The 20,583-nt window shown below is 58.2% G+C and carries 17 protein-coding genes; 10 read left to right on the top strand and 7 right to left on the bottom strand.

Features of this window, described 5'->3' with window-relative positions:
* Positions 1-505: 505 nt before the first annotated feature.
* Positions 506-694: a hypothetical protein gene (locus tag BZL43_RS05810; RefSeq protein ID WP_007901365.1), complete on the top strand. Its 189-nt coding sequence runs from the start codon at positions 506-508 to the stop codon at positions 692-694.
* Positions 695-713: 19 nt separating this feature from the next.
* Here BZL43_RS05810 and BZL43_RS05805 read toward each other — a convergent pair whose 3' ends face one another.
* Positions 714-1,085 carry a fe2+ zn2+ uptake regulation protein gene (locus BZL43_RS05805; RefSeq protein WP_095631427.1) on the bottom strand — a complete coding sequence of 124 codons (372 nt, stop codon included), beginning with the start codon at positions 1,083-1,085 and terminating at the stop codon, positions 714-716.
* Positions 1,086-1,318: 233 nt separating this feature from the next.
* On the opposite strand from BZL43_RS05805, the gene BZL43_RS05800 reads away from it, so the two are divergent.
* Positions 1,319-3,655 carry an acylase gene (locus tag BZL43_RS05800; protein WP_095631426.1) on the top strand — a complete coding sequence of 779 codons (2,337 nt, stop codon included), beginning with the start codon at positions 1,319-1,321 and terminating at the stop codon, positions 3,653-3,655.
* A 54-nt stretch (positions 3,656-3,709) separates the two neighbouring features.
* On the opposite strand, the gene BZL43_RS05795 is transcribed toward BZL43_RS05800, so the two are convergent.
* Positions 3,710-4,711: a FecR family protein gene (locus BZL43_RS05795; RefSeq protein ID WP_095631425.1), complete on the bottom strand. Its 1,002-nt coding sequence runs from the start codon at positions 4,709-4,711 to the stop codon at positions 3,710-3,712.
* 248 nt (positions 4,712-4,959) lie between these two features.
* Positions 4,960-9,771: a dermonecrotic toxin domain-containing protein gene (locus BZL43_RS05790; protein ID WP_095631424.1), complete on the bottom strand. Its 4,812-nt coding sequence runs from the start codon at positions 9,769-9,771 to the stop codon at positions 4,960-4,962.
* Between the two features lie 267 nt (positions 9,772-10,038).
* Between BZL43_RS05790 and BZL43_RS05785 the strand changes: the two genes are divergently transcribed.
* A complete protein-coding gene (locus BZL43_RS05785; protein ID WP_095631423.1) occupies positions 10,039-11,079 on the top strand; it encodes an Ldh family oxidoreductase in 1,041 nt (346 codons plus the stop codon).
* 101 nt (positions 11,080-11,180) lie between these two features.
* Here the strand turns inward: BZL43_RS05785 and BZL43_RS05780 are convergent, their stop codons facing one another.
* Positions 11,181-11,498 (bottom strand): YqjD family protein, encoded by a 318-nt coding sequence (locus tag BZL43_RS05780; protein WP_095631422.1) that lies wholly within the window; start codon positions 11,496-11,498, stop codon positions 11,181-11,183.
* Between the two features lie 166 nt (positions 11,499-11,664).
* On the opposite strand from BZL43_RS05780, the gene BZL43_RS05775 reads away from it, so the two are divergent.
* Positions 11,665-11,916 (top strand): hypothetical protein, encoded by a 252-nt coding sequence (locus BZL43_RS05775; RefSeq protein ID WP_095631421.1) that lies wholly within the window; start codon positions 11,665-11,667, stop codon positions 11,914-11,916.
* Between the two features lie 87 nt (positions 11,917-12,003).
* On the opposite strand, the gene BZL43_RS05770 is transcribed toward BZL43_RS05775, so the two are convergent.
* Complete coding sequence (locus BZL43_RS05770) at positions 12,004-12,945, bottom strand: LysR family transcriptional regulator (RefSeq protein ID WP_095631420.1); 942 nt, start codon at positions 12,943-12,945, stop codon at positions 12,004-12,006.
* An 84-nt stretch (positions 12,946-13,029) separates the two neighbouring features.
* Between BZL43_RS05770 and BZL43_RS05765 the strand changes: the two genes are divergently transcribed.
* The gene (locus tag BZL43_RS05765; RefSeq protein ID WP_095631419.1) at positions 13,030-13,953 is read left to right on the top strand and encodes a carbon-nitrogen hydrolase family protein; all 924 of its coding nucleotides are present in this window, start codon (positions 13,030-13,032) and stop codon (positions 13,951-13,953) included.
* A gap of 67 nt (positions 13,954-14,020) precedes the next feature.
* Positions 14,021-15,598, top strand: coding sequence for an alkaline phosphatase D family protein (locus BZL43_RS05760; protein ID WP_095631418.1), 1,578 nt, complete (start codon positions 14,021-14,023; stop codon positions 15,596-15,598).
* A gap of 3 nt (positions 15,599-15,601) precedes the next feature.
* Here the strand turns inward: BZL43_RS05760 and BZL43_RS05755 are convergent, their stop codons facing one another.
* Together BZL43_RS05755 and BZL43_RS05750 are read right to left on the bottom strand one after the other, a co-directional pair.
* Positions 15,602-16,075 (bottom strand): LEA type 2 family protein, encoded by a 474-nt coding sequence (locus BZL43_RS05755; RefSeq protein ID WP_095631417.1) that lies wholly within the window; start codon positions 16,073-16,075, stop codon positions 15,602-15,604.
* Positions 16,076-16,198: 123 nt separating this feature from the next.
* Positions 16,199-17,092 (bottom strand): LysR family transcriptional regulator, encoded by an 894-nt coding sequence (locus tag BZL43_RS05750; RefSeq protein WP_095631416.1) that lies wholly within the window; start codon positions 17,090-17,092, stop codon positions 16,199-16,201.
* Positions 17,093-17,193: 101 nt separating this feature from the next.
* On the opposite strand from BZL43_RS05750, the gene BZL43_RS05745 reads away from it, so the two are divergent.
* The 4 genes from BZL43_RS05745 (at position 17,194) to BZL43_RS05730 (ending at position 20,537) form a co-directional block, all read left to right on the top strand.
* Positions 17,194-18,285 (top strand): polyamine ABC transporter substrate-binding protein, encoded by a 1,092-nt coding sequence (locus tag BZL43_RS05745; RefSeq protein WP_095631415.1) that lies wholly within the window; start codon positions 17,194-17,196, stop codon positions 18,283-18,285.
* A gap of 21 nt (positions 18,286-18,306) precedes the next feature.
* On the top strand, positions 18,307-19,266 hold the full coding sequence (gene speB, locus BZL43_RS05740) for an agmatinase (RefSeq protein WP_095631414.1): 960 nt from the start codon (positions 18,307-18,309) through the stop codon (positions 19,264-19,266).
* A gap of 160 nt (positions 19,267-19,426) precedes the next feature.
* Positions 19,427-20,143, top strand: coding sequence for a YafY family protein (locus tag BZL43_RS05735; protein ID WP_095631413.1), 717 nt, complete (start codon positions 19,427-19,429; stop codon positions 20,141-20,143).
* Positions 20,144-20,195: 52 nt separating this feature from the next.
* Positions 20,196-20,537, top strand: a complete 342-nt coding sequence (locus BZL43_RS05730) for a nuclear transport factor 2 family protein (RefSeq protein ID WP_007897370.1) — start codon at positions 20,196-20,198, stop codon at positions 20,535-20,537.
* The last annotated feature ends 46 nt before the right edge of the window (positions 20,538-20,583 follow it).

Raw genomic sequence — 20,583 nt, 5'->3', positions numbered from 1 at the left:
TTCCTGTGGTGCCGGTAAGTTGGTAGGGCGGCAGAACAAGAATATCCATGGCTCATGACGAATTTCATGTGCTTATTTGGGGCAAAAAGTTTCAGTGTTTTTCGTGTTGTGTCGAGTTTGGAGTTTCAGAGAAAACAGATTGTAAGTTTGTAATAAATTCCCGGTTTATTCAGAATTGTCCTACACAAAAAAATGCCTGTTATAAAACCGGCATTTGTAAGAGGCTCCCAGGACAGATTTTCGATCCATAAATAATTCGTTTATGCAGCAGCCATAACCGCGATCGCTATGCGAAAACGTTGCAGCCACTCAATGTCAAGGGAGCAGCCGACAGAGATTCGGCGAAAGATCTCCAAAATTCTCTTGGTTATCGCCGTAATGAAGTCAAATCGTGTCATCGGCTGTAACATAAGACCTCCTTTGCGGCCCCCATTCTCACGAATCGGTAGTGGCTTGACAGGCAATGGATACACATCGGATACATTTTTTGGTTCAGGAACCCGCAATGACCCAGTCGCAACGTTTGAAATACTCGATTCTGATTTCCCTGGTGGTACTGGGGATCATGTTCGGCCTTTCCTGGCTGCAAAATGCAGGGATCATTACAGAGCAGCTGTTCCAATACATCGCCATTGGCGTGGCGGTGCTCGTGGTGGTGATCAATGGCGTGATGCGTCGCAAGGTCAAGCCTTGAGCGACGCTCCCTGGCCGGATTACTCGCTATTCAGGACGGCGGCAGCCTGTGGATGCAGGCTGTAGCTTTTGTCTGGATTGAGGGTGATCACGCCTTCACCGCACAAGCGTTTCAATACTTCACGGACACTGAGAAAGGACAGGGGAATGTCCAGGTTCAGCAAGTGACTGTGCACGCCACGCACCCCCAGGCTGCGGTTGCTTTGCGCGGCCGTCAGCAAGGCGTCGATGACTTTCAAGCGAATCAGGCTGGTTCGCAGGCCAAAGCTCTTCAGCAGAAACTTGATCCGTTCGTTGCCGTGGCGTTCGGCGGGTTGATTGAAAACGCCCAAGCCCGGGTTGCTGGCTTTTGGCGCATGGCTACCGTCCATTGGCAATTGCCGGTTGTACATGCAAAAACTCCTTTTCAGAGCCTGACCAGGAAAATGTGATGGGCGCTCTCAATCAATAAGACGAACGAGCAGGCAAATAATGAAGCCCCCTATGTAGAAAATTTGTCGCCAGCACGTCAGCGGCCCGTGAGCCGGGCGTGAAGACCGCCCTCAACGGCTTAAATTTTTGCTGGTTGCTTCGTTTCAGGAGAAGGCGCATTGCGTGTCATACGTCTTTTCGATCAGGAGCGAGCGTGATTATTTCCAGGCAGTTAACCAGGTTGAGCCTTGCGGGTGTGTTGCTGGGGCTGAGTCTTGCGGCGAACGCGCGCAGCCAGCCAGAGCAGGCGACGGCCGAGATTCGTCGAACCAGTTTTGGCGTGCCGCATATTCGTGCCGACAACGAGCGCGGCCTCGGCTACGGCATTGGCTATGCCTACGCTCAGGACAATCTGTGCCTGCTGGCCAATGAGATCGTCACCGTCAATGGCGAGCGCTCACGGTATTTCGGCCCGGATCAGTTTACGGTCGAAGAGCGAGGGAACCTGGCCAGCGATGTGTTTTTCAACTGGCTGAATACACCGCAGGCAGTCGCCGCTTTCTGGCAGGCGCAAACGCCTGAAATTCATGAACTCATCGATGGTTATGTGGCCGGTTACAACCGTTCGCTGACAGAACGTCGGGCCCAGGGTTTGCCTCAGCAATGCGCGGGAGAATGGGTGCGCGCGATAACGGCGCAAGATCTGGTCAAGTTAACCCGACGATTGCTGGTCGAAGGCGGCGTGGGTCAGTTTGCCGAAGCATTGGCCGGCGCTACTGCGCCGAAAAGCGTGGCCCATTCGGCGGGCGAGCCGGAGTCTTTCCAGCTGGCAGACTCACGCATGCAACGTTTCGCTCTGGATCGCGGCAGTAACGCCGTGGCGGTCGGCAGCGAACGTTCGTTCAACGGCCGCGGGATGTTGCTGGCCAATCCGCATTTTCCCTGGGTTGGCGGGATGCGTTTCTATCAGATGCACCTGACCATTCCCGGCAAACTGGATGTCATGGGCGCCGCGTTGCCTGGCCTGCCCATGATCAATATTGGTTTCAACCAGCACCTGGCGTGGACCCACACGGTGGATTCGTCCAAGCATTTCACGCTGTACCGTTTGCAACTCGATCCCAAGGATCCGACCCGTTACCTGCTGGATGGCAAGTCCTTGCCGATGAAAAAGCAGACACTGGCGGTGAACGTGAAGCAAGCCGATGGCCAGATCCGGCAGATTTCCCATGTGGTCTACAGCTCGCAATTCGGCCCGATTGTGCAATGGCCCGGCAAGCTCGACTGGGACAACCGGTTCGCCTATAGCCTGCGCGATGCCAATCTGGAGAACGACCGGGTCTTGCAACAGTGGTATGCGATGAACCGTGCTGGCAGCCTCAAGGATTTTCAGGCATCGGTGCACAAGATTCAGGGGATTCCGTGGGTCAATACCCTGGCGGTGGACGATCAGGGACAGACGCTTTACATGAACCTGTCGGTGGTGCCGAACGTCAATGCCGACAAGCTGGCCAAATGCAGCGATCCACGGGCCGGATTACAAATGATCCTGCTCGACGGTTCCAACAGCGACTGTGCCTGGGACATCGACCCGCAGGCTGCGCAAAAAGGTATTTATGCGGCAGACACGTTGCCGCAACTGTTGCGTAAAGACTTTGTGCAGCATTCCAACGATTCGGCCTGGATGGCCAACCCGGCACAACCGCTCACCGGTTTCTCGCCGCTGATCAGTCAGGACAATCAGCCATTGGGGCTGCGCTCGCGCTTTGCACTGGAACGCCTGGGAAGTTTGAACACTGTCGCTGCGGCAGATCTGCAACACATGGTGATGGACGATCAGGTGTATCAGGCGACCCAAGTGATGCCGGACCTGCTGCAATTCTGCGCCGCGGATCCTGGCGCCGATGCGCCGACGCTTACGCCGTTGTGTGCCAGCCTCAAGGTTTGGGATCGCCGGGTGAATCTGGACAGTGGGCTGGGCTTTGTGCATTTTCAAAATATCATGGAGCCATTGCAGAAAATCCCCGGCATCTGGCGTGTCCCGTTCGATCCGAAAGATGCGCAGCACACACCACGTGGCCTGGCCATTGACCGGCCGGACGTCGCCACAGCGGTTCGGGCGGCGATGCTGGCCTCGGTAGAACAGGTAAAAAGCCTTGGACTGAAGGCCGATAGCCGCTGGGGTGATATCCAGGTGGTCAGCAGTGGCGGGCAGCAAACGCCCATTCACGGCGGGCCGGGCACGCTGGGTGTGTATAACGCGATCCAGAGCGTGCCGGGAGCTGACGGCAAACGCGAAGTTGTCAGTGGCACCAGCTATTTGCAAGTGGTGACTTTCGATGACAAGGGGCCCCAGGCCCAGGGCTTATTGGCGTTCTCGTTGTCCAGTGACCCGGCATCCAAGTACTCCCGGGACCAGACACTGGCCTTCTCCAAGAAGCAGTTGAGTGTGTTGCCGTTCACCGAGCAGCAGATCACGTCCGATCCGCAATACCAGGTCCAGACGATTCGCGAGCAGGATGAAAAAGCAGGGAAGATCGCCGCGCAGTAGTCGCGATCGCGTTTGAATCAAAGTGAAGGCCGCATCCCGAAAGGGTGGCGGCCTTCAGCTTTTTGGGACTTGTTGCGGGATTGAATTGACGACCGGATTGCCGTCCTTGTTGCGGGTCAGGTACACCGGCAGCACCTTGGGCAACGAGGCCACCAGACTATTGAGTTCTTTGATGTTGTAGATACCGCCGAGGCGAATCGAGCCGGTGCTGTGATCCGCGATCATGACAGGCTTGTTCAGATAACGATTGATCAGGGGCAGGGCATCGCTCAGCGTCAGATCATCGAGCACCAGTTTGCCGCTGCGCCACGCCAGCGAATGGTCATCGGCGGAGACCTGGCTGATTTGCGGCGTAAAGTCGCCGTATCGATAACGTGCCTGCATGGCAGGTTCAAGACGTGAACCTTCGCCGGGCAGGGCACTGTTGCTGGTCACCAGCACGGACCCTTCGATCAGGTTCACGCGTACCTGGTCTTCATACTTCCAGACATTGAATCGGGTACCGGTGACGCGAATGCTGCCATCGGCTGCCTTGACTATGAACGGATGCTGCAGGTCATGACTGACGCTGAAGAAGGCTTCGCCTTTTTTCAACGTGACACGACGCTGATCCTTGTAATTGCTGAACGTCAGTTCAGTGCCCAGATTCAGTTCCACCTGACTACCATCGCCCAACGTAACCTGACGAACATTATCAGTCGCCTCGAAATGCTGATAGGCATTGGGCAGCCAGCCCAGGTTCCATCCGGTATAGGCCGCCAGCGGTAACGCCAAGGCGCAGACGGTAGCGGCAATGCCGAAAGTGCGCCAAGGCGTTGTCGGTTTGAGGCGAACCGTCGGCGCGCAGGATTGGGGACGAGGCAAATCGCCCGCAACCTCCCAGATTTCCAGCATGGCTTGGTATTCGAACGCGTGCAGAGGATGGGCATCATGCCATTGCTCGAACGCCTGACGCTCTTCAGCCGTGCAGTCGATGGCATGCAAACGCATGCACCAGTGCGCAGCGGCATCGGTGATGGCGTCGTATTGAACTTGGGAGAGAGAGTGGTCGGTCATTGACTCATCCTGATTTCCTGCATTCTAACCTTGAGGGGAAGTCTGCGAGAACAACCGTCATGGCATTTGCCCATCAAAGTACAACTTATTTTCACGTGGGCGCCTGAAAACCGGGTGCCGCCGCCCTGGCAGTATCCATACAGGGCGTGAAAAAATGGTCAACATCTCCGACTGGCTATCCCGGACCGTAGCAGCTGTCGAGCCTGAGCGAGGCTGCGTTCGGGCTCGGCAGCTGCTACGTCCGGACATCAAGCCGTGGGCGAGACCGGCACCGGATCCAGCTGTCGACCCATTTCACAGATCAAGTGAGCGATCGAGTCGGCATTGCGCAAAATGGTGTCGGCTCGCAGGCCCACATTTCGTGGATTCAGGAACGCGTTGCGGGCTTCCTCCATGGTTTTGCAGCCCGTCGTTCTGAGGATGTCCTTACCCACGTGTTCCAACCCTTCGATCGAATCCAGATTGATCCACGACTGCTCGATTTCGCTCCAGTGGGCAAACAGTTCTTCCCTGGGGGTGGCCAATGACAGTGCCTGTCGCTGGAAATCCTGTTGTCTGTACTTGGTTGCAGTTCCGAAACCGGTCACTGTGGCGATGAGATCGGTGAACGGACGCCTCGCCTCAAGCGAGGCAATATCCACGGTATTCGAAAAAAGATGGGAGAACTCATGAATCAACGTAGCGGCCCGGGCGTGGTCGTTGACGTTGAAAGGCTCAGTCAGGCAGGACTTGTACCAATCGAGCTGTGGATCAAAAAAAAGCTCCGTGAAATGCACACGCTGCTGTGCATCGTTATGCACCACAAAAGCGATCGTGCCACTCATCCCGTATCGGCTTGAACCGACTACAAAACGCTCGGTATTCATAAAGTCTACCGTGGGATCCACCAGCGCTTTGCAAATGGGCACGATGACGGTTTTTATTTTGTTCAGGAGGCTGGCGTCGAGGTCCTTGGCATCAAAAAAAACTTTAAGGAAAGTATCCAGCCGTGTACCCGGCGTCAGGTGTTTGAGTTGTGCCAGGTTATGCAAGCTGTTAAACGCATAGAAACGGGCCATGTCGATCGCTTGCGTGATCATCCGCGCTTTTCCCGGGTATTTTGTCCGGATCTCTTCCATGCCCCGGGCTTCGACGTTCAAAGTCTCTCTGACCACCAGGCTGGTAGCGATTTGGTTGTGCATTTTTGACAGGGCTTTACCGTAATGAATCGTGTGGACGTCCGGATCGACCACCCACTGCTGACCAGCAGCTGCCATCAATGCTGGACCTTGGCGTTGATCCTTGGTCATGCGCCAGACTGGCCCGGTTTTGGCGACGGGATAGACCTTCCCCTCGACCGGGGCGTATGTGCGATTGTTGACTGAATCCAGGTATGTGCCATCGGCGCTGTTCTTCTTCAGGTTCTTTAATGCAACGTCCGAGCTCTCGAAAGGCTGCAATAGCGTGCGCGCCGGTGCCGTCGGTTTCACTTGCGACCATGGCGGGGCGGCCACCGGGCTGACAACCGGTGCAGCGTCGGAAGTTGCTTGCTCAGTGGCCGAAGCCTCCAGCGACAACCTGCCCACCGTCACCATCTGCGCGGCCCCGTCAATAAACGCCTGCAAAGCCCGTGTCCAGTGGTGATCCTGCAGCGCTTGGGCAGAGTTCTTGAAGTCCTTGTAGCTTTGCCACAGAAACTGCCCATAGGCGAGCTTGCCCGGCAATACACCGGCGATCAGCTTGATGCCAGCGCTGAACAGGTTTTTGGCGGTTTGCCAATCGGCCTGACCGTTGATTTGGGAATGGCTACCGAGCATCGTCGATAAAAGCCCCATGTTATCGCTGAACAACTGTACAAGCAGGTTGCCGCCGATGGGGGAGGACGCGAGGCTGATTTCGCTTGGCTGTCCGACGGTGGACTTGAACAGGTTACCGAACAAGGACCGCTGATTTTCGGGGAGCCGCCGAATGATCAGATTTTGCAGTGCCCCTGGTGTATTGATCGCTGAGATAACGTTGGCCTCGCTCTCAAACTCGGAAAATACCGAGGCCGAATGATAAGGCGCATACAGGATTTGCGGCCCGTCATGCCCGGCACCAGGACCGATCAGGTACAGGCCCAGGGTTTTGACGGCCGCGGCGCCTGCGGTCTTGATCAATTCCAGCGGCCTGACGATAGCGTGGGCACCGGCTACCGCCATGCGGGCCATGGCGTCCGGCATGTCGAATACCTGCAGGATCAAATCGAAAGCGCGGGCGGAAAGATGTTGCTGCAGTTTCAGCGCGTGAGCGTGTTGCAGCAATTGCCACGGTAATTGTCGAATGTAGCGTTGCTTTCGTTTGTCGGCATCGGTACCGGCCCTGGTCAATGCGTCTGTCACCCGCTTTACATAATCGCTCTGGATATTCAGTGACTGTATGAGCTGGCGCACGGCATCCTGATTCAACCGATCGGGCAGCGTCCGGGAAATGCTCGACGCTATTTTGAACCCGATACCTTGAGCCACGCTCGCAGGATTCAGGGCACATTCGGTGAGGCTGCGCGAGGGGCCGGCCAGGGTCAGGTCGGGTGTGATTCTGATGTGATCAGGGTCAAGCTGCGCTCCGGGGAATCGACTGCCGAGCAATGACGCCAATCGCTCATGCACGTACGACCTCAGGGGCTGGATCCCATGCAAGTAGTCTTTGTCATCGGTGACGCTGTTGCGATATTGCTCCAGCAATTCAATGTGCAGCTGTTGTTCTTCGACTGGGGCCATGGCGAGCCATGCAGGCAGAGACTGCTGTCGAGTGATGGCTTGCGAGATCAATTTGCCCCTGCGCAAATTGGTGTCGATGACTTTTTGCGTCATCTTTTGCAAGGCTTTGACCTGTTGCATGTCACTCAGTTTAAGGCTGCGCAGGTGTTCGCAACGGGCCAGGAAGTGATCAATGGCGGATTGCGCAAGGTGCCGCAAGACGTTGCCCTCAATCAGTCGCAGCGAATTGAGCGTATAGCGCTGGTGGAAGGTGTGCTGGGCAGGGGAGAGGTTTTCCAGCAGTTCCAGGCGTCTGTTGGCGTCGAGCAAGCGCCGGTTCAATTCCATCGTTGCGTTGCTCACCGTCGCGAAGACTTCCAGCCCCGCTGCCGGTGTCCACAGAATCGCCCGCCCCGAATGCCGGACATCGAGCCCGCCCCGCTCGGTCAACAGCAGGCAATTGGCCAAGGGCCGCACATCGTTCTGCCCGGAACAGTCCAGGATCAGCGAATAGGCGTCAGGCCTGAAACCGTTGAGGGCGAGGCGGGTTTTTCGATCGGGTTGATCCGGGTTGAGTGCCGTCTCGACAATGGCCCGGTCGGCGCTGCGTAGCGTTGCGTTGAGCGCTCTAAGGCTGGCTTCCCCGCGTATTCCCACGGCCAATGCGTGGGCCAGCCGGGGTTTGAGTTTCTCCAGATAAACGCGCTGAAACGCCAGCGAGGCAATCGGCTGAGACGCGAATTCCGTGCTGATCAGCGATTCGACATCGTTGAAGGTTTTTACGAACGCTGCTGCCGTGTCCGCCAACACCATTGAGGGTCGTTGGTTGCCGGATAATACCGGCCGGGTACTCCAGCGTCCCTGAACATCCAGCAACAGCAATTGCTCGCTGATCATGGCGCGTATATCCAGCGCCTTGTCGAACAAGGCATGGAGGTCCACGGTACCGTCGCTGTGACGAAAAACCTGCAGCACGTATTCGATATTTTGCAGTTGCTTGGTGATGATCGCCTCAAACAGCGTCTTGAATATCGACCCTGAAATCACTTCGCCGGAGACCTGCGGGTGGCTGAAGCCGATGAACCGGTTACGTTCATCCAGCCCCAGAAGACCGTAGAGTTCGTCTTCGTGGCCTGCGGCGCTGAATTTGCTGAGCAAGGTATCTTTGAGGTCCTGATAGTCCTTCAACACCTGGAGTCCTTGCGTCGGCGTATATAGAAAGGCATTGGCGTGATCAATCATCAGTGCGCCCGCCAGTTCGACATAATTGGCCGCGTGTTCCCAAAGTCGCACCGTCTCGGTCTTGAGTGGCAAGGAAGCACCCGCCGTTGGCTGAATCAATGAGTGCAAGGCCAGGCTCTGTTCAGGGCTGATGATGCCAGCCTCGCGTTTGAGCAGGCATTCTGCGCGCGCCTTTTCAAGAATTGCCCGACCGAAAAAAGCGCGACGGGATGCACCGTCGGCTGCGGCATTATCCCAATAGTGCTGCAGTTTTGTGCCAAGAAGGCTTCCCAGTTTGCTGGCAACGGTCTTTACCGCGGTTTCCCAGTGGTATTGGTCGGTGGTCGCCGGTTGTTTGTCTGGGTGGGAGTATTCCCGAAGTTGCCCGGTCGGCCATCGCTGATGACGGTAATACGACAGCACCGCCTCGCTCAGGGACAGGGAGTTGATCCAGCGTCGGGAGGCGGCATTGTTGTCGTGGGCTGGTGCAACAGCGTAGATGTTAAGCCGCGTCTGGCTTTGATCAAGGCTCGGGAATGGCGACTGCAAACACTCATCGAGCAATGTGTCGAGCAACGAAGTGAGTGTTGGCAATTTGATCAACTCCTCCAGCATGGCTTGCTCGTTCATGTGCTGGTTATGGGCGATGACGGTGCGCTGGTCTTCGAATATGTCGCCTTCGATGGCTTGAAAGCTCACTTGAACGGAGGTCGCGGCTGCCAACGTTTTACGCGCGGACAACGACAAGAAGGCCAGCAGGTCGTCGTCCTCGGTCGCACTGTTCAGTTGACGTTCAAGCTGTTCGGTCAAGGCTGTGCGGCTGTCGAATTTTTTTATGCCGGCGTATGGGGTGTAGAGAATTTCACCGCGGTCATCCGGAGTGAGGCTCAACACGAAGCTGCCGGCCAGGGGAGTGGGGTCAAGAGCATCTGACTTCAGCAGGATTTTTTCGGCAAACATCGGCGGGGTCTGTTGACTGCGTAATGCCTGGCTGGCCAGTTCCAGATGACTGAACCATTCGAAATCCTTGCGCGTCAGCCCATGGGTTTTACCCAGATCATTCCAGTGGCCGGGCGAGTGCAGGGCCTCGGGGAAAAACAGTGGAGCGGGGGGTGTGGGCATCGTCGAGTCTCGTTCAGGGCGTGGTTGAATGCGCCAGTGGATTGAGGCTCAAGACTAAAAGTCGCGGCTGAGTCGACGGTGGTAGATAGTTACCGCATGGCCGCCCGATATTTATGCAAGCATGCGCCAAAGCGTTTTTTCGGCTCAATCGGTTCTGATCAGATGCACCCTTTCAAGCGAAGGGTTGACAGGCTGCTCGTTGCCCGTTGTTAATCGGTTGGTTTTCGTACGCTGTTGCCCCCTCCAATAATTACTCTGGAGCTTCAGATGTCTGCGTCTCACGATCATGTATCTACTGCGGTTTCGTCAAACGTGTCCTTCGAAGCGCTGACGGCGTTGCTCGAGCAAATCTTCCTGCGCCACGGCACCTCAGCCGATGTCGCCAGCACCCTGGCCCTCAACTGCGCCGGTGCCGAGCGCGACGGGGCTCACAGCCACGGTGTATTCCGCATTCCCGGTTACGTATCAACGTTACAAAGTGGTTGGGTCAATGGTCAGGCGGTGCCGGTGGTCGAGGACGTGGCTTCGGGCTTTGTCCGGGTCGACGCCGGGAATGGTTTCGCCCAACCGGCGCTCGCGGCGGCGCGGCCATTGCTGGTCGAAAAAGCCCGCAGTGCCGGCATTGCGGTGCTGGCCATTCGTAATTCCCACCATTTCGCTGCCTTGTGGCCGGACGTCGAACCGTTTGCCGATGAAGGGCTGGTGGCGCTGAGCGTGGTCAACAGCATGACCTGCGTGGTGCCACACGGTGCCGATCGTCCGCTGTTCGGGACCAACCCGATTGCCTTCGCCGCGCCCCGGGCCGACGGTGCTCCGATCGTCTTCGACCTGGCGACCAGCGCCATCGCCCATGGCGATGTACAGATCGCTGCCCGCAAAGGCGAGCGTTTGCCAGTGGGAATGGGGGTGGACAGCCTCGGTCAGCCGACCCAGGACCCGAAAGCGATTCTCGAGGGCGGCGCCTTGCTGCCGTTTGGCGGGCACAAGGGCTCGGCGCTGTCGATGATGGTGGAGTTGTTGGCGGCGGCGTTGACGGGGGGCAATTTTTCTTTCGAGTTCGACTGGTCGAACCATCCGGGGGCGAAAACACCCTGGACGGGGCAACTGCTGATCGTTATCGACCCGAGCAAATCGGCGGGGCAGAATTTTGCCGAGCGCAGTCAGGAACTGGTCCGGCAGATGCACGGTGTGGGGCTCAAGCGCTTACCGGGTGATCGACGTCACGGGCAGCGCGCCAAAGCCAAGGTCGAAGGCATTGCGCTTGATGCCCAGACGCTGGCAAATCTGCGGGAACTGGCCGGGCTCTGAGAGGAGCAGTGTTTTTTGTAGGAGCCAGGCTTGCCGGCGAAGGCGATCTCAAGTCCGCCTTCGCCGGCAAGCCTGGCTCCTACAAGTTCGGTGTTTCCCAATTAACGCCGGCCTAACAACAACCCCACCACCAAACCGAATCCGGCGCAGATGGCCACGGTTTGCCAAGGATGGCCACCGATGTAGATTTCACTGGCCTCGACCGCAGGCCTGGTCCGGTCACGCATACTGGCGACTGAACCCCGTGCCTGTTTCAGTTTCTGGGCGATTTGCCCACGAAGGGTTTCCGCTTCTTCACCGACCAGTGAAGCACTGCTCTTGAGCAGTTTTTCCGACTCTTCGATCAGGGCTTGAAGTTCGCTGAAGACCTGATCCTTGATTTGATCCTCGGCGACTTGATCGATGATTTTGCGGGCCATTAGAGTACTCCTTGCAGATAAATGGGCAGTGAACAATGGAGTCTGGCGCTATGGCAAAAGTTGCAGTCATTTTGCCTGGCGACTCCACCCTGAAGAAAAATCCAGGGCAGGACATTTCCTCCTACAGTGTAAGATGTCGCCTATTTTATGCAGCAGGTAATCCTCCATGAGCTTCAATCTGGCCGACAAACCCCTTGCCGAGCGCGCGGCGCTTGAAGATGAAAAATCCCGTCTGTTCGAACTCTGGCAAAACAACCTGGGTAAATCCAAGGGCGAAGCCGCACGGTTGTTCGCTGAGCGTGCCAAGCGCAAAGGCAAGTGGGCCGAATGGGTGCGCGCCGAACTCGACGGCATGTCGCCCCCGGAATTCGCGAATATGGTACGCAGCGAAGTCAATCGCCTGATGGCCGCTAAATAAGCTTCCAGACACCCTTCCCCTGTAGGAGCTGCCGCAGGCTGCGATCTTCTGATCCTGCTCTTTTGCCGGTGTCGAAACCGCCAAAACTCAAAAGATCGCAGGCTTCGCCAGCTCCTGCCTTTGGGAAAAGGTCGCGATGATCGCCTCGCGCACTTTCAACACCACCGGATCGAGCTGCGTGCTGGTGCGCCAGCCCAGCTCGATCGGATAGCGTGGCAGCGCCAACGGGCAGGGCAGCAGCGCCAATCCGCTGAGCGTGGCGATACTTCGAGCCGCATGGGCTGGAATGGTTGCCACGGCCTGACTGCCCTTGAGCAGATGCGGCAACGCGGCAAAGTGCGTGGTCGAGGCGCATACCCGCCGGCTCAGACCCAACGCCGCCAGGCCTTCATCGGTGATCCCGATAAAACCGCCCGATGACACCAGAATGTGCTCGCGGGCGATGAACGCCTCAAGGCTGAGAGTCTCTTGGCCCTCGGCCAGGCTGAGGGGGTCGACCAGGCACAGATAATCCCCTTCACCCAGCACCTGACGACTGAGCAAACGTTCGGCAAACCCGCCCGCCGTGATCGCCAGATCGATGCTGCGTTCCATCAAGGCCCGGGCGACGATCTGGCTGTGGGTCTGGCGAAAGATCAGCCGCAGTTTCGGTGCGCGTTCCGCGATCTCTTCAATCAATCGTCGCCCGTAGGCGATTTCGAAATCATCCGATAAACCCACCGTCACCGAACGTCCGTCGTAATGATTCGCCGCCGGATCGACCATCGCCAGGCTCTGGCGGCATTTGTTCAGCGCATCGCTGACCACCGGTTTCAACTGATTGGCCTTGAGCGTTGGCGCAAGACCTCGGCCAGTGCGCACAAACAATTGATCGCCATAAACCTGGCGCAATCGGCGCAACGCCGCGCTGACCGCCGATTGCGTCAGGCCCAGACGTAAGGCGGCACGGCTGGCGCTGGACTCCTCATGCAGGGCTTCGAAGACTTTGAGCAGATTGAGATCGACGGTGGCGATATTCATTTGGTTCATATCATTCAGCAGTGAGTCGGGCTTTATTCATGATCCTGTGGCGCCGGACAATGAGCAACACCTCATTACTGACGGAGTCTTCAGATGCCCAAGTCCATTGTTGCTGCCCTGCAAATCGGTGCCTTGCCCGGCGGCAAGGCTGAAACCCTCGATCAAATCCTCTGCTGGGAAACCGCCATTACCGAATCCGGCGCCGCGCTGGTGGTCATGCCGGAAGCGTTGCTTGGCGGGTATCCCAAGGGCGAGGGTTTCGGCACGCAACTCGGCTATCGACTGCCGGAAGGCCGTGAAGCGTTTGCGCGGTATTTCGACAACGCCATCGATGTGCCCGGTGCCGAGACTGAAGTCTTGGCCGGATTGGCCTCACGCACGGGCGCCAACCTCGTGATCGGGGTGATCGAACGGGCGGGCAGCACCTTATATTGCACCGCGTTGTATTTCGATCCGCTAGCCGGGCTGGTCGCCAAGCACCGCAAATTGATGCCCACCGGCACCGAACGGCTGATCTGGGGCAAGGGCGATGGCTCGACCTTGCCGGTGATTGACAGCCAGGTCGGGCGAATAGGCGCCGTGGTGTGCTGGGAAAACATGATGCCGCTGCTGCGCACCGCGATGTACGCCAAAGGTGTGGAGGTCTGGTGCGCGCCGACGGTGGACGAGCGGGAAATGTGGCAGGTCAGCATGCGTCACATCGCCCATGAAGGACGCTGCTTTGTGATCAGCGCCTGTCAGGTCCAGGCCTCGCCGCAAGCCTTGGGCGTGGACATCGCCAACTGGCCGGCGCAGCGCCCGCTGATTGCTGGCGGCAGCGTGATTGTCGGGCCCATGGGCGACATTCTCGCCGGGCCGCTGCGTGACGAGGCGGGTTTGCTGTGTGCCGAAATCGATACTGACGACCTGATCCGCGCCCGTTATGACTACGATGTGGTCGGGCACTACGCGCGCCCGGACGTCTTTGAATTGACGGTGGATGAGCGGGCCAAACCGGGCGTGCGGTTCAATACGTAAACCTGAGGGCGCGTGATTGTCGTCTAGTCTCTAGGCATTCACACACCTGTCAACGGATGGACTGTCCATGAGTTTGTTACTCGGCCCGATTCTGCAATTTCGTGGCGTCAACAGTAATGTCTATAACGTATCGGCGTTAGTGGTTTTGCCCTTGGGCGCGTCATCACCCAGCGTAAAAGTACCCGGCGGTGTCACTGGCGGCAAACCGTTGGCCATCGCCGATATCCCGTTGCTCAGTCCTCAGTTCCGTGTCTGGCGCATCGATTTCAAAGCGCTGCAAGACCAGGCGGTTGCCAGCACTTACACGATCAGGATAGAGGACGCGCAGGCCAATTTCGTCGTTCCGGCCGAGGGCCAGTCACCGCGCCTGGCCTATGTGTCGTGCAACGGCTTTTCGAACCCCAGGGATATGGAGAAGGTAGACAGGAATCATGAGCGCTGGGAGCACATGTGGGGGGCGCATCAAAGCAAGCCCTATCACCTGTTGTTGATGGGGGGCGATCAGGTTTACAGCGACGATATGCGCAGCAATATATCGTCAATGAAAACATGGTTTGCCAAACCCTTCGCCGAACGGCAAAAGGCGGTCTACAGCAAAGTGATCGAAGCCGATCTGGACAAGTTCTTCGCCAGGCTCTACCTGGAGCGCTGGAAGCAGCCTGAGGTCGCGAAATTGCTCAGCGCCGTGCCGACGGTGATGATGTGGGATGACCATGACATCATCGATGGCTGGGGTTCCTACGATGAGATACTGCATTCAAGCCCGGTGTTCCAGGGGCTGTTTGCCACGGCCAAACGCTATTTCAGGATTTTCCAGCAGCAACTGATCCAGACTCATCCTCACCTCAAACCATCGGCCGATACCCATCCCTGTGCAATACCCGACACCGCTGACGGCTTTCACTTGGGGTTCACCGGCCTGGGTGAGTTGGCATTGCTGGTTCCCGACTTGCGCAGCGAGCGTGCGCCGGATCTGACCACTGCGCCGGCCGGGCGAACCCGGATCATTTCACCCGCCAGTTGGGATGCAATTTATGCCTGGCTGGGCAAGGTCAAGGCGCACAAGCACTTGCTGCTGATGTCGAGTATTCCCGTGGGTTACCTCGACTTGCAGGCGGCCGAAAAGGCGCTGGACCTGATTTCGGGGCAGCAGGAGCTCGAGGACGATTTGCGCGACCATTGGCGAAGCCCGCCCCACCGGGACGAACGCAAGCGGTTGATCATGCGACTGCTGGATTTCGCCCATGCCGAGTCATGCAAGGTCACGCTGGTGTCCGGTGATGTACATGTGGCGGGGGCCTGCGTGATCGAATCGACGTTATCCCGTCATCGCTACGATGGTTCGGGATTGATCTACCAATTGATTTCGACCGGGGTCGTGCATCCGGCACCACCGGTGTTGGCGGTGCAATTTCTGGAGTCCATTGGCAAGCACCAGGAACAGATCGACTACGGCATCACCGGAACCATGTTGCCCATCGGTTCACGGGGACGTTACCTGATCGCCGCTCGAAACTGGCTGGCGATAGAGCCGGATGATGACAGCACCGGGCAAGGTCGGCTGTGGGCCAACTGGCATGTAGAAGGCCTCAAACATTGTGTGACCCAGGTGATCGATCCGGTCAAGCCGCGAGCTGAGCCGTGAACATTACCAGGTGTCGGTAGTCGGCCCCGGCAGGCGGAGTTTGCCGCGATCAACGAAACGCATCGTGCCGAACACACCGCCAGCCAGTTTGCCCCGAAGCACGTAAGGCAGATTGTTCAGTGTCTGTGTCTGACCCAGGCCGAGGGTCTGACGCAGCACCGAGAAAGCCGAAACGCTGACCGGCACCACCATCACCGCTTCGGAAAAACGTGGGATCGAGCCTGACTGGTCGCTGACACCGGAGGCGAGGGATTGACCGTTCACCTCCAGATTCAGGGCCACGCCGTTGTAGTCGATCGCCGTTTCATTGGGGTTCTGCACGCGCAGTTTTACCGCGAAACGCACTTCCAGTTCCTGACTTGGCAGCGGCTCGATACCAACCACGTTGATGTTCAGCGGGTCGTGTTGGGGGAACAGGGCGCAGGCGCTCAGGGAGAGCAACAGGAGGGACAGAGACAGGGCGAACAATCTGCGCATGGACAGGTTCTCGTAAAGAAAAAGGGCCGAACAAGTTCAAAAGATCGCAGCCTTCGGCAGGTTCCTGCATAGGTTTACTCTGTAAAAGCTGTCGAGTGCAATGAGGCTGCGTTCTTTTGATCGTCAAGCAAACGCCGCAAGCAGATCCTCCTCAAAAGCTTTTTGCGCATCCCCCGGCACCTGCGCGCGATGGCGGGCCAGACGGAACGCCACCTCGAAACTCATATCGCCTTGGCGTATAGCGCGCAGCAACCCTTTGCTTTCCCAGCTACGGGCGAAGTGATCAGGCAAGTAACCAACGTGCTTGCCGGAAAGAATAAAGGCGAGGGTGCCTTCGACCTGCTCGGAACGGGCCGAACACATCTTCCCCTGAAATGGCTCGTCGCTGCGCAGGAAGCGGTAAGGGTGATCGACCCGGTCGCAGGCCTGAAGCGCTTGATCGTCAGGTGCCTGATCGGTGAACAGTGGATGCCCCGGGGCGCAGTACAAGTGCTGGGTTTCAGTGAACAGTTCGCGGTAGTCAAAAGCGCTCTGGGCCTGTGAGAAATAGCCGATCGCCAGGTCCAGCCGTTGTTGCAGCAACAGCCGTTCCATTTCACCGGGCATGGCGCTGATCAACTCGATACGCACCGATTCATCGCGTTCGCGAAAGCGCCGGATCGCCTCGGCAACCCGTTGCAACACTGACTGATCGAGCGCTTCGGACAAGCCCAGGCGCACTTCGCCGATCAAGCGTCCGGCCACACCGTTGGATTGATGACGGAACGCTTCAATCGACTCGAACAGGGCGCGAATGGCAAGGAGCAGTTGTTCGCCCTTGGGAGTGATTTTGAATCCGCCCTTGCCGCGACTGCACAGCCGATAACCGAGCCGGGTTTCGAGCCTCGCCATCTGCTGACTGATGCTCGATTGACTCAGCCCCAACTCCCCTTGAGCCGCGCTGAAACCACCGCATTCCACCACGCTGACAAACAGGCGCAACAGGTGCAGGTCGAGGTCATGAACTTGACCGAGCATCAAACATTACTCCGCAATAAAGTCAGGATAACTAACTTGGTATTTTTCCAATGTAACTGAGGACGCATCCTGCAACCACTTCCTCCGGTCAGGTGTTTGTCATGGCTGCGCTCATCAAGCTGTGTTTACCCGCACTGTTCCTCGCCATGGCCGTGCCGGCCCAGGTAGAGGAAAAAGTCCTCAATCTCTACAGTTGGGCCGATTACGTCGCCCCTGAGACCTTGCAACGGTTCGAAAAGGAAACCGGTATCCACGTGCGCTACGACACGTTCGATGCGCCGCAAGTGCTGGAAACCAAACTGCTCACCGGCGGCAGCGGTTACGACGTGGTGGTGCCGTCGTCCAGCGTTCTGGCCCGTGGGCTGGCGGCGGGCGCGTTGCAGGAAATTGCTCACGATGGCCTCAAGGGTTACGCCAACCTAGACCCGGACATGCTGGAAAAACTGGCGGCGGTCGACCCCGGCAATCGTTATGGCGTGCCTTATACCTGGGGCACCCTTGGGCTGGGGATGAATGTCGAAGCTGTGCAGCAGCGCTTGCCCAACGTGTCCCTCAACAGCTTGGACTTGCTGTTCAAACCTGAATACGCCAGCAAGCTGAAAGACTGCGGCATTGCGATTCTCGATTCGCCGCAAGAGGTGATCGGCCTGGCGTTGCACTATCTGGGTAAAGATCCCTACAGCACCGACAAGGCTGATCTGACAGCCGCCGACACGCTGTTGCGTCAGTTACAGCCGTCGGTGCTGTACGTCGCCACTGGCCGGCAGATCAACGATCTGGCCAATGGTAGCGTCTGCCTGGCATTGACCTACAACGGCGACGCGAGCATGGCCGCCGATCAGGCGCGCAAGGCCGACAAACCGTTCGAGGTGGCCTACCGCATTCCGCGGGAGGGCACGCTGGTGTGGCAAGACAACCTGGCGATTCCCAAGGATGCGCCGCACCCCGAAGCCGCCCAGGCCTTCATCGAATTCATGTTGCGCCCCGAATCCGTTGCCGCACTGACCAATACGCTGTTCTTCGCCACGGCCAATCGGGCGGCGACGCCGTTGGTGGATGAGGCCGTGCGCAGCGATCCCGACATCTATCCACCGAGCGAGGTGCGGGACCGGTTGTACGCCGACCGCAGCATGAGCCTCAAGGACATGCGTCAGCGCACCCGCCTGTGGACCACTTTCCGTAGCCGCCAATAAGCCAACAATAAGGAACACACCATGGACGTCCCTGCACAGAACGATCAGGCCATGACCCGCGACAGTCTTTACGGGACTGCCGCCGAGAGCACCTACGCCGGTATCACCAGTTTCATGCGCCGTCGCTACAGTCGCGACTTGCGCGGCGTCGATGTGGTGGTCAGCGGTGTGCCGTTCGACACTGCCACCAGCCACCGCCCCGGCGCGCGTTTCGGACCGCGCGGCATTCGGACGGCTTCCACCGGGATCGCCTGGGAGCGCCATTGGCCGTGGACGTTCGACCCGTTCGATCACCTGGCGGTGATTGATTACGGCGATTGCGCCTTCGATTACGGCACGCCGCAGTCGGTGCCGGACAGCATCGAAGCCCATGCCGAGCACATCCTGAGCGGTGGTTGCGCGATGCTGACGTTTGGTGGCGATCACTTCATCAGTTATCCGCTGCTCAAGGCTCATGCCCGTCAGCATGGCCCGTTGTCATTGATTCACTTCGACGCCCATAGCGACACCTGGCCGGATGAGGAGGGCAAGCGTGTCGATCACGGCACGATGTTCTGGCATGCGGCCAAAGAAGGATGGGTGGATCCGTCGCGCTCGGTGCAGATCGGGTTGCGCACCACCAATGACGATCATCAAGGCTTTCAAGTACTGGATGCGCGGCAGGTGCATCGGCAAGGGTGCGAAGCGATCGTCGAGGCAATTCGTGCGCGGGTCGGTGATCATCCGGTGTATCTGACCTTCGACATCGACTGCCTCGACCCGGCCTTCGCGCCGGGCACCGGAACGCCAGTGTGCGGCGGTTTGAGCACACTCCAGGCGCTGGAGATTCTCGGCGGGTTGCGCGGGATCAACCTGGTGGGCATGGACGTGGTGGAAGTGGCGCCAGCTTACGACAGCGCGGACATTACCTCACTGGCAGCGGCGACATTGGCGATGGAGATGCTGTGTTTGTATGCGGCCAGGCACAAGGTCGATCGGTAGTTTTGATTCAGCGATTGCCGTGTGAGTTGGGCTCGACACAAACCCTGTAGGAGCGAGGCTTGCCCGCGAAGCTTTTCAGGCCGACCAATCGCTCCTGCCAGTTTCTGGCAACAGCCTCTGCTAATCTGCGACGACTTATCAGGAATAGAGCCTGCCGACCGTGTCGCGAACCAGTCGTTTACTGACCTTGTTACAAGTACTGCGGGGCAAGAGTCGTCCGGTGACGGCGGCGACATTGGCCAGCGAACTGGAGATTTCCGAACGCACGCTGTACCGCGACATCGCGGAACTCACCGCGCTCGGCGCGCCGATCTTTGGCGAGGCGGGGATCGGCTATGTATTGCGCAGCGGTCTGTTCCTGCCGCCCTTGATGCTCAATGCCGATGAAACCGAAGCCATCGTGCTCGGGTTGCGCTACGTGGATCAGCGTGGCGATGAGGTATTGGGCAAAGCCGCTGCCGATGCCCTGGCCAAAATCGCCGCGGTACTCGACCCCGCCGCCCAAGAGGCTTTGCGCAACCCGACGGTGCTGCCGGGGCCGTCGGGTTATGGCTATCCGCAAAATGCCGTGCCTTTGAATGTGTTTCGCCAAGCCATCCGCGATCAGGCCAAGCTGCACATCGACTACGCGGACGCCAATCAAGTGCCGAGTCAGCGGCTGATCTGGCCACTGGCCCTGGGCTTTCTCAACGAAGTGCGGATCATCGTCGCCTGGTGTGAATTGCGCAGTGCCTACCGCACGTTTCGCACCGACCGGATTTCCTCCGCCAGCGAGCAGGGCGAACGCTATCCGGGGCGGCGTAGCGACCTGCTGCGCACTTGGCGCAAGCAGATGCAACTCGACGAAACAGGGCGCTTCACTCCTGACAAGAATTGACAGAGGCTTGTTTTAGCATGGCTCCAGAATCAACTCACAAGGAGCCGTAAACATGTCCAATCCAGCCTCTTCACTGGCCCCCGCCATCGCCGCTTACATTGCCGCTGCCAATGCTCGCGACACGTCGAGGGTTGCCAGTTTCTTCGCTGAGGATGCCAATGTGTTCGATGAGGGGCAGCATCAAGTCGGCACGCAAGCCATCGCCCAATGGATGCAAGACACCGCACAACGCTATCAGCCCCGGGTCGAGGTGCTGGACGTTCAGCTGCGCACCGGCAAAGTGCTGGTGCACAACCTGATCTCCGGTACCTTTCCCGGCAGCCCGCTGGAACTGCGCTACATGTTCCGCCTCAATGAACAGGGCAAGATTGCCCGGCTGGACATCTCGCTGTAACCGCAGGCCTGCCGAAGCGGGCTCGTAGCAGCTGTCGAGCCCCGGC

It is taken from the genome of Pseudomonas sp. PICF141, assembly GCF_002286815.1.
Taxonomy (GTDB): Bacteria; Pseudomonadota; Gammaproteobacteria; order Pseudomonadales; family Pseudomonadaceae; genus Aquipseudomonas.
This window is presented reverse-complemented; position numbering and strand designations above follow the sequence as displayed.

What these genes read in the sequence shown, in the direction of transcription:
- BZL43_RS05810 (WP_007901365.1), top strand. Translation starts at nt 506, where the DNA reads ATGACCCAGTCGCAACGTTTGAAATACTCGATTCTGATTTCCCTGGTG.
- BZL43_RS05805 (WP_095631427.1), bottom strand. Translation starts at nt 1,085, where the DNA reads ATGTACAACCGGCAATTGCCAATGGACGGTAGCCATGCGCCAAAAGCC.
- BZL43_RS05795 (WP_095631425.1), bottom strand. Translation starts at nt 4,711, where the DNA reads ATGACCGACCACTCTCTCTCCCAAGTTCAATACGACGCCATCACCGAT.
- BZL43_RS05790 (WP_095631424.1), bottom strand. Translation starts at nt 9,771, where the DNA reads ATGCCCACACCCCCCGCTCCACTGTTTTTCCCCGAGGCCCTGCACTCG.
- BZL43_RS05785 (WP_095631423.1), top strand. Translation starts at nt 10,039, where the DNA reads ATGTCTGCGTCTCACGATCATGTATCTACTGCGGTTTCGTCAAACGTG.
- BZL43_RS05780 (WP_095631422.1), bottom strand. Translation starts at nt 11,498, where the DNA reads ATGGCCCGCAAAATCATCGATCAAGTCGCCGAGGATCAAATCAAGGAT.
- BZL43_RS05775 (WP_095631421.1), top strand. Translation starts at nt 11,665, where the DNA reads ATGAGCTTCAATCTGGCCGACAAACCCCTTGCCGAGCGCGCGGCGCTT.
- BZL43_RS05770 (WP_095631420.1), bottom strand. Translation starts at nt 12,945, where the DNA reads ATGAACCAAATGAATATCGCCACCGTCGATCTCAATCTGCTCAAAGTC.
- BZL43_RS05765 (WP_095631419.1), top strand. Translation starts at nt 13,030, where the DNA reads ATGCCCAAGTCCATTGTTGCTGCCCTGCAAATCGGTGCCTTGCCCGGC.
- BZL43_RS05760 (WP_095631418.1), top strand. Translation starts at nt 14,021, where the DNA reads ATGAGTTTGTTACTCGGCCCGATTCTGCAATTTCGTGGCGTCAACAGT.
- BZL43_RS05755 (WP_095631417.1), bottom strand. Translation starts at nt 16,075, where the DNA reads ATGCGCAGATTGTTCGCCCTGTCTCTGTCCCTCCTGTTGCTCTCCCTG.
- BZL43_RS05750 (WP_095631416.1), bottom strand. Translation starts at nt 17,092, where the DNA reads ATGCTCGGTCAAGTTCATGACCTCGACCTGCACCTGTTGCGCCTGTTT.
- BZL43_RS05745 (WP_095631415.1), top strand. Translation starts at nt 17,194, where the DNA reads ATGGCTGCGCTCATCAAGCTGTGTTTACCCGCACTGTTCCTCGCCATG.
- speB (WP_095631414.1), top strand. Translation starts at nt 18,307, where the DNA reads ATGGACGTCCCTGCACAGAACGATCAGGCCATGACCCGCGACAGTCTT.
- BZL43_RS05730 (WP_007897370.1), top strand. Translation starts at nt 20,196, where the DNA reads ATGTCCAATCCAGCCTCTTCACTGGCCCCCGCCATCGCCGCTTACATT.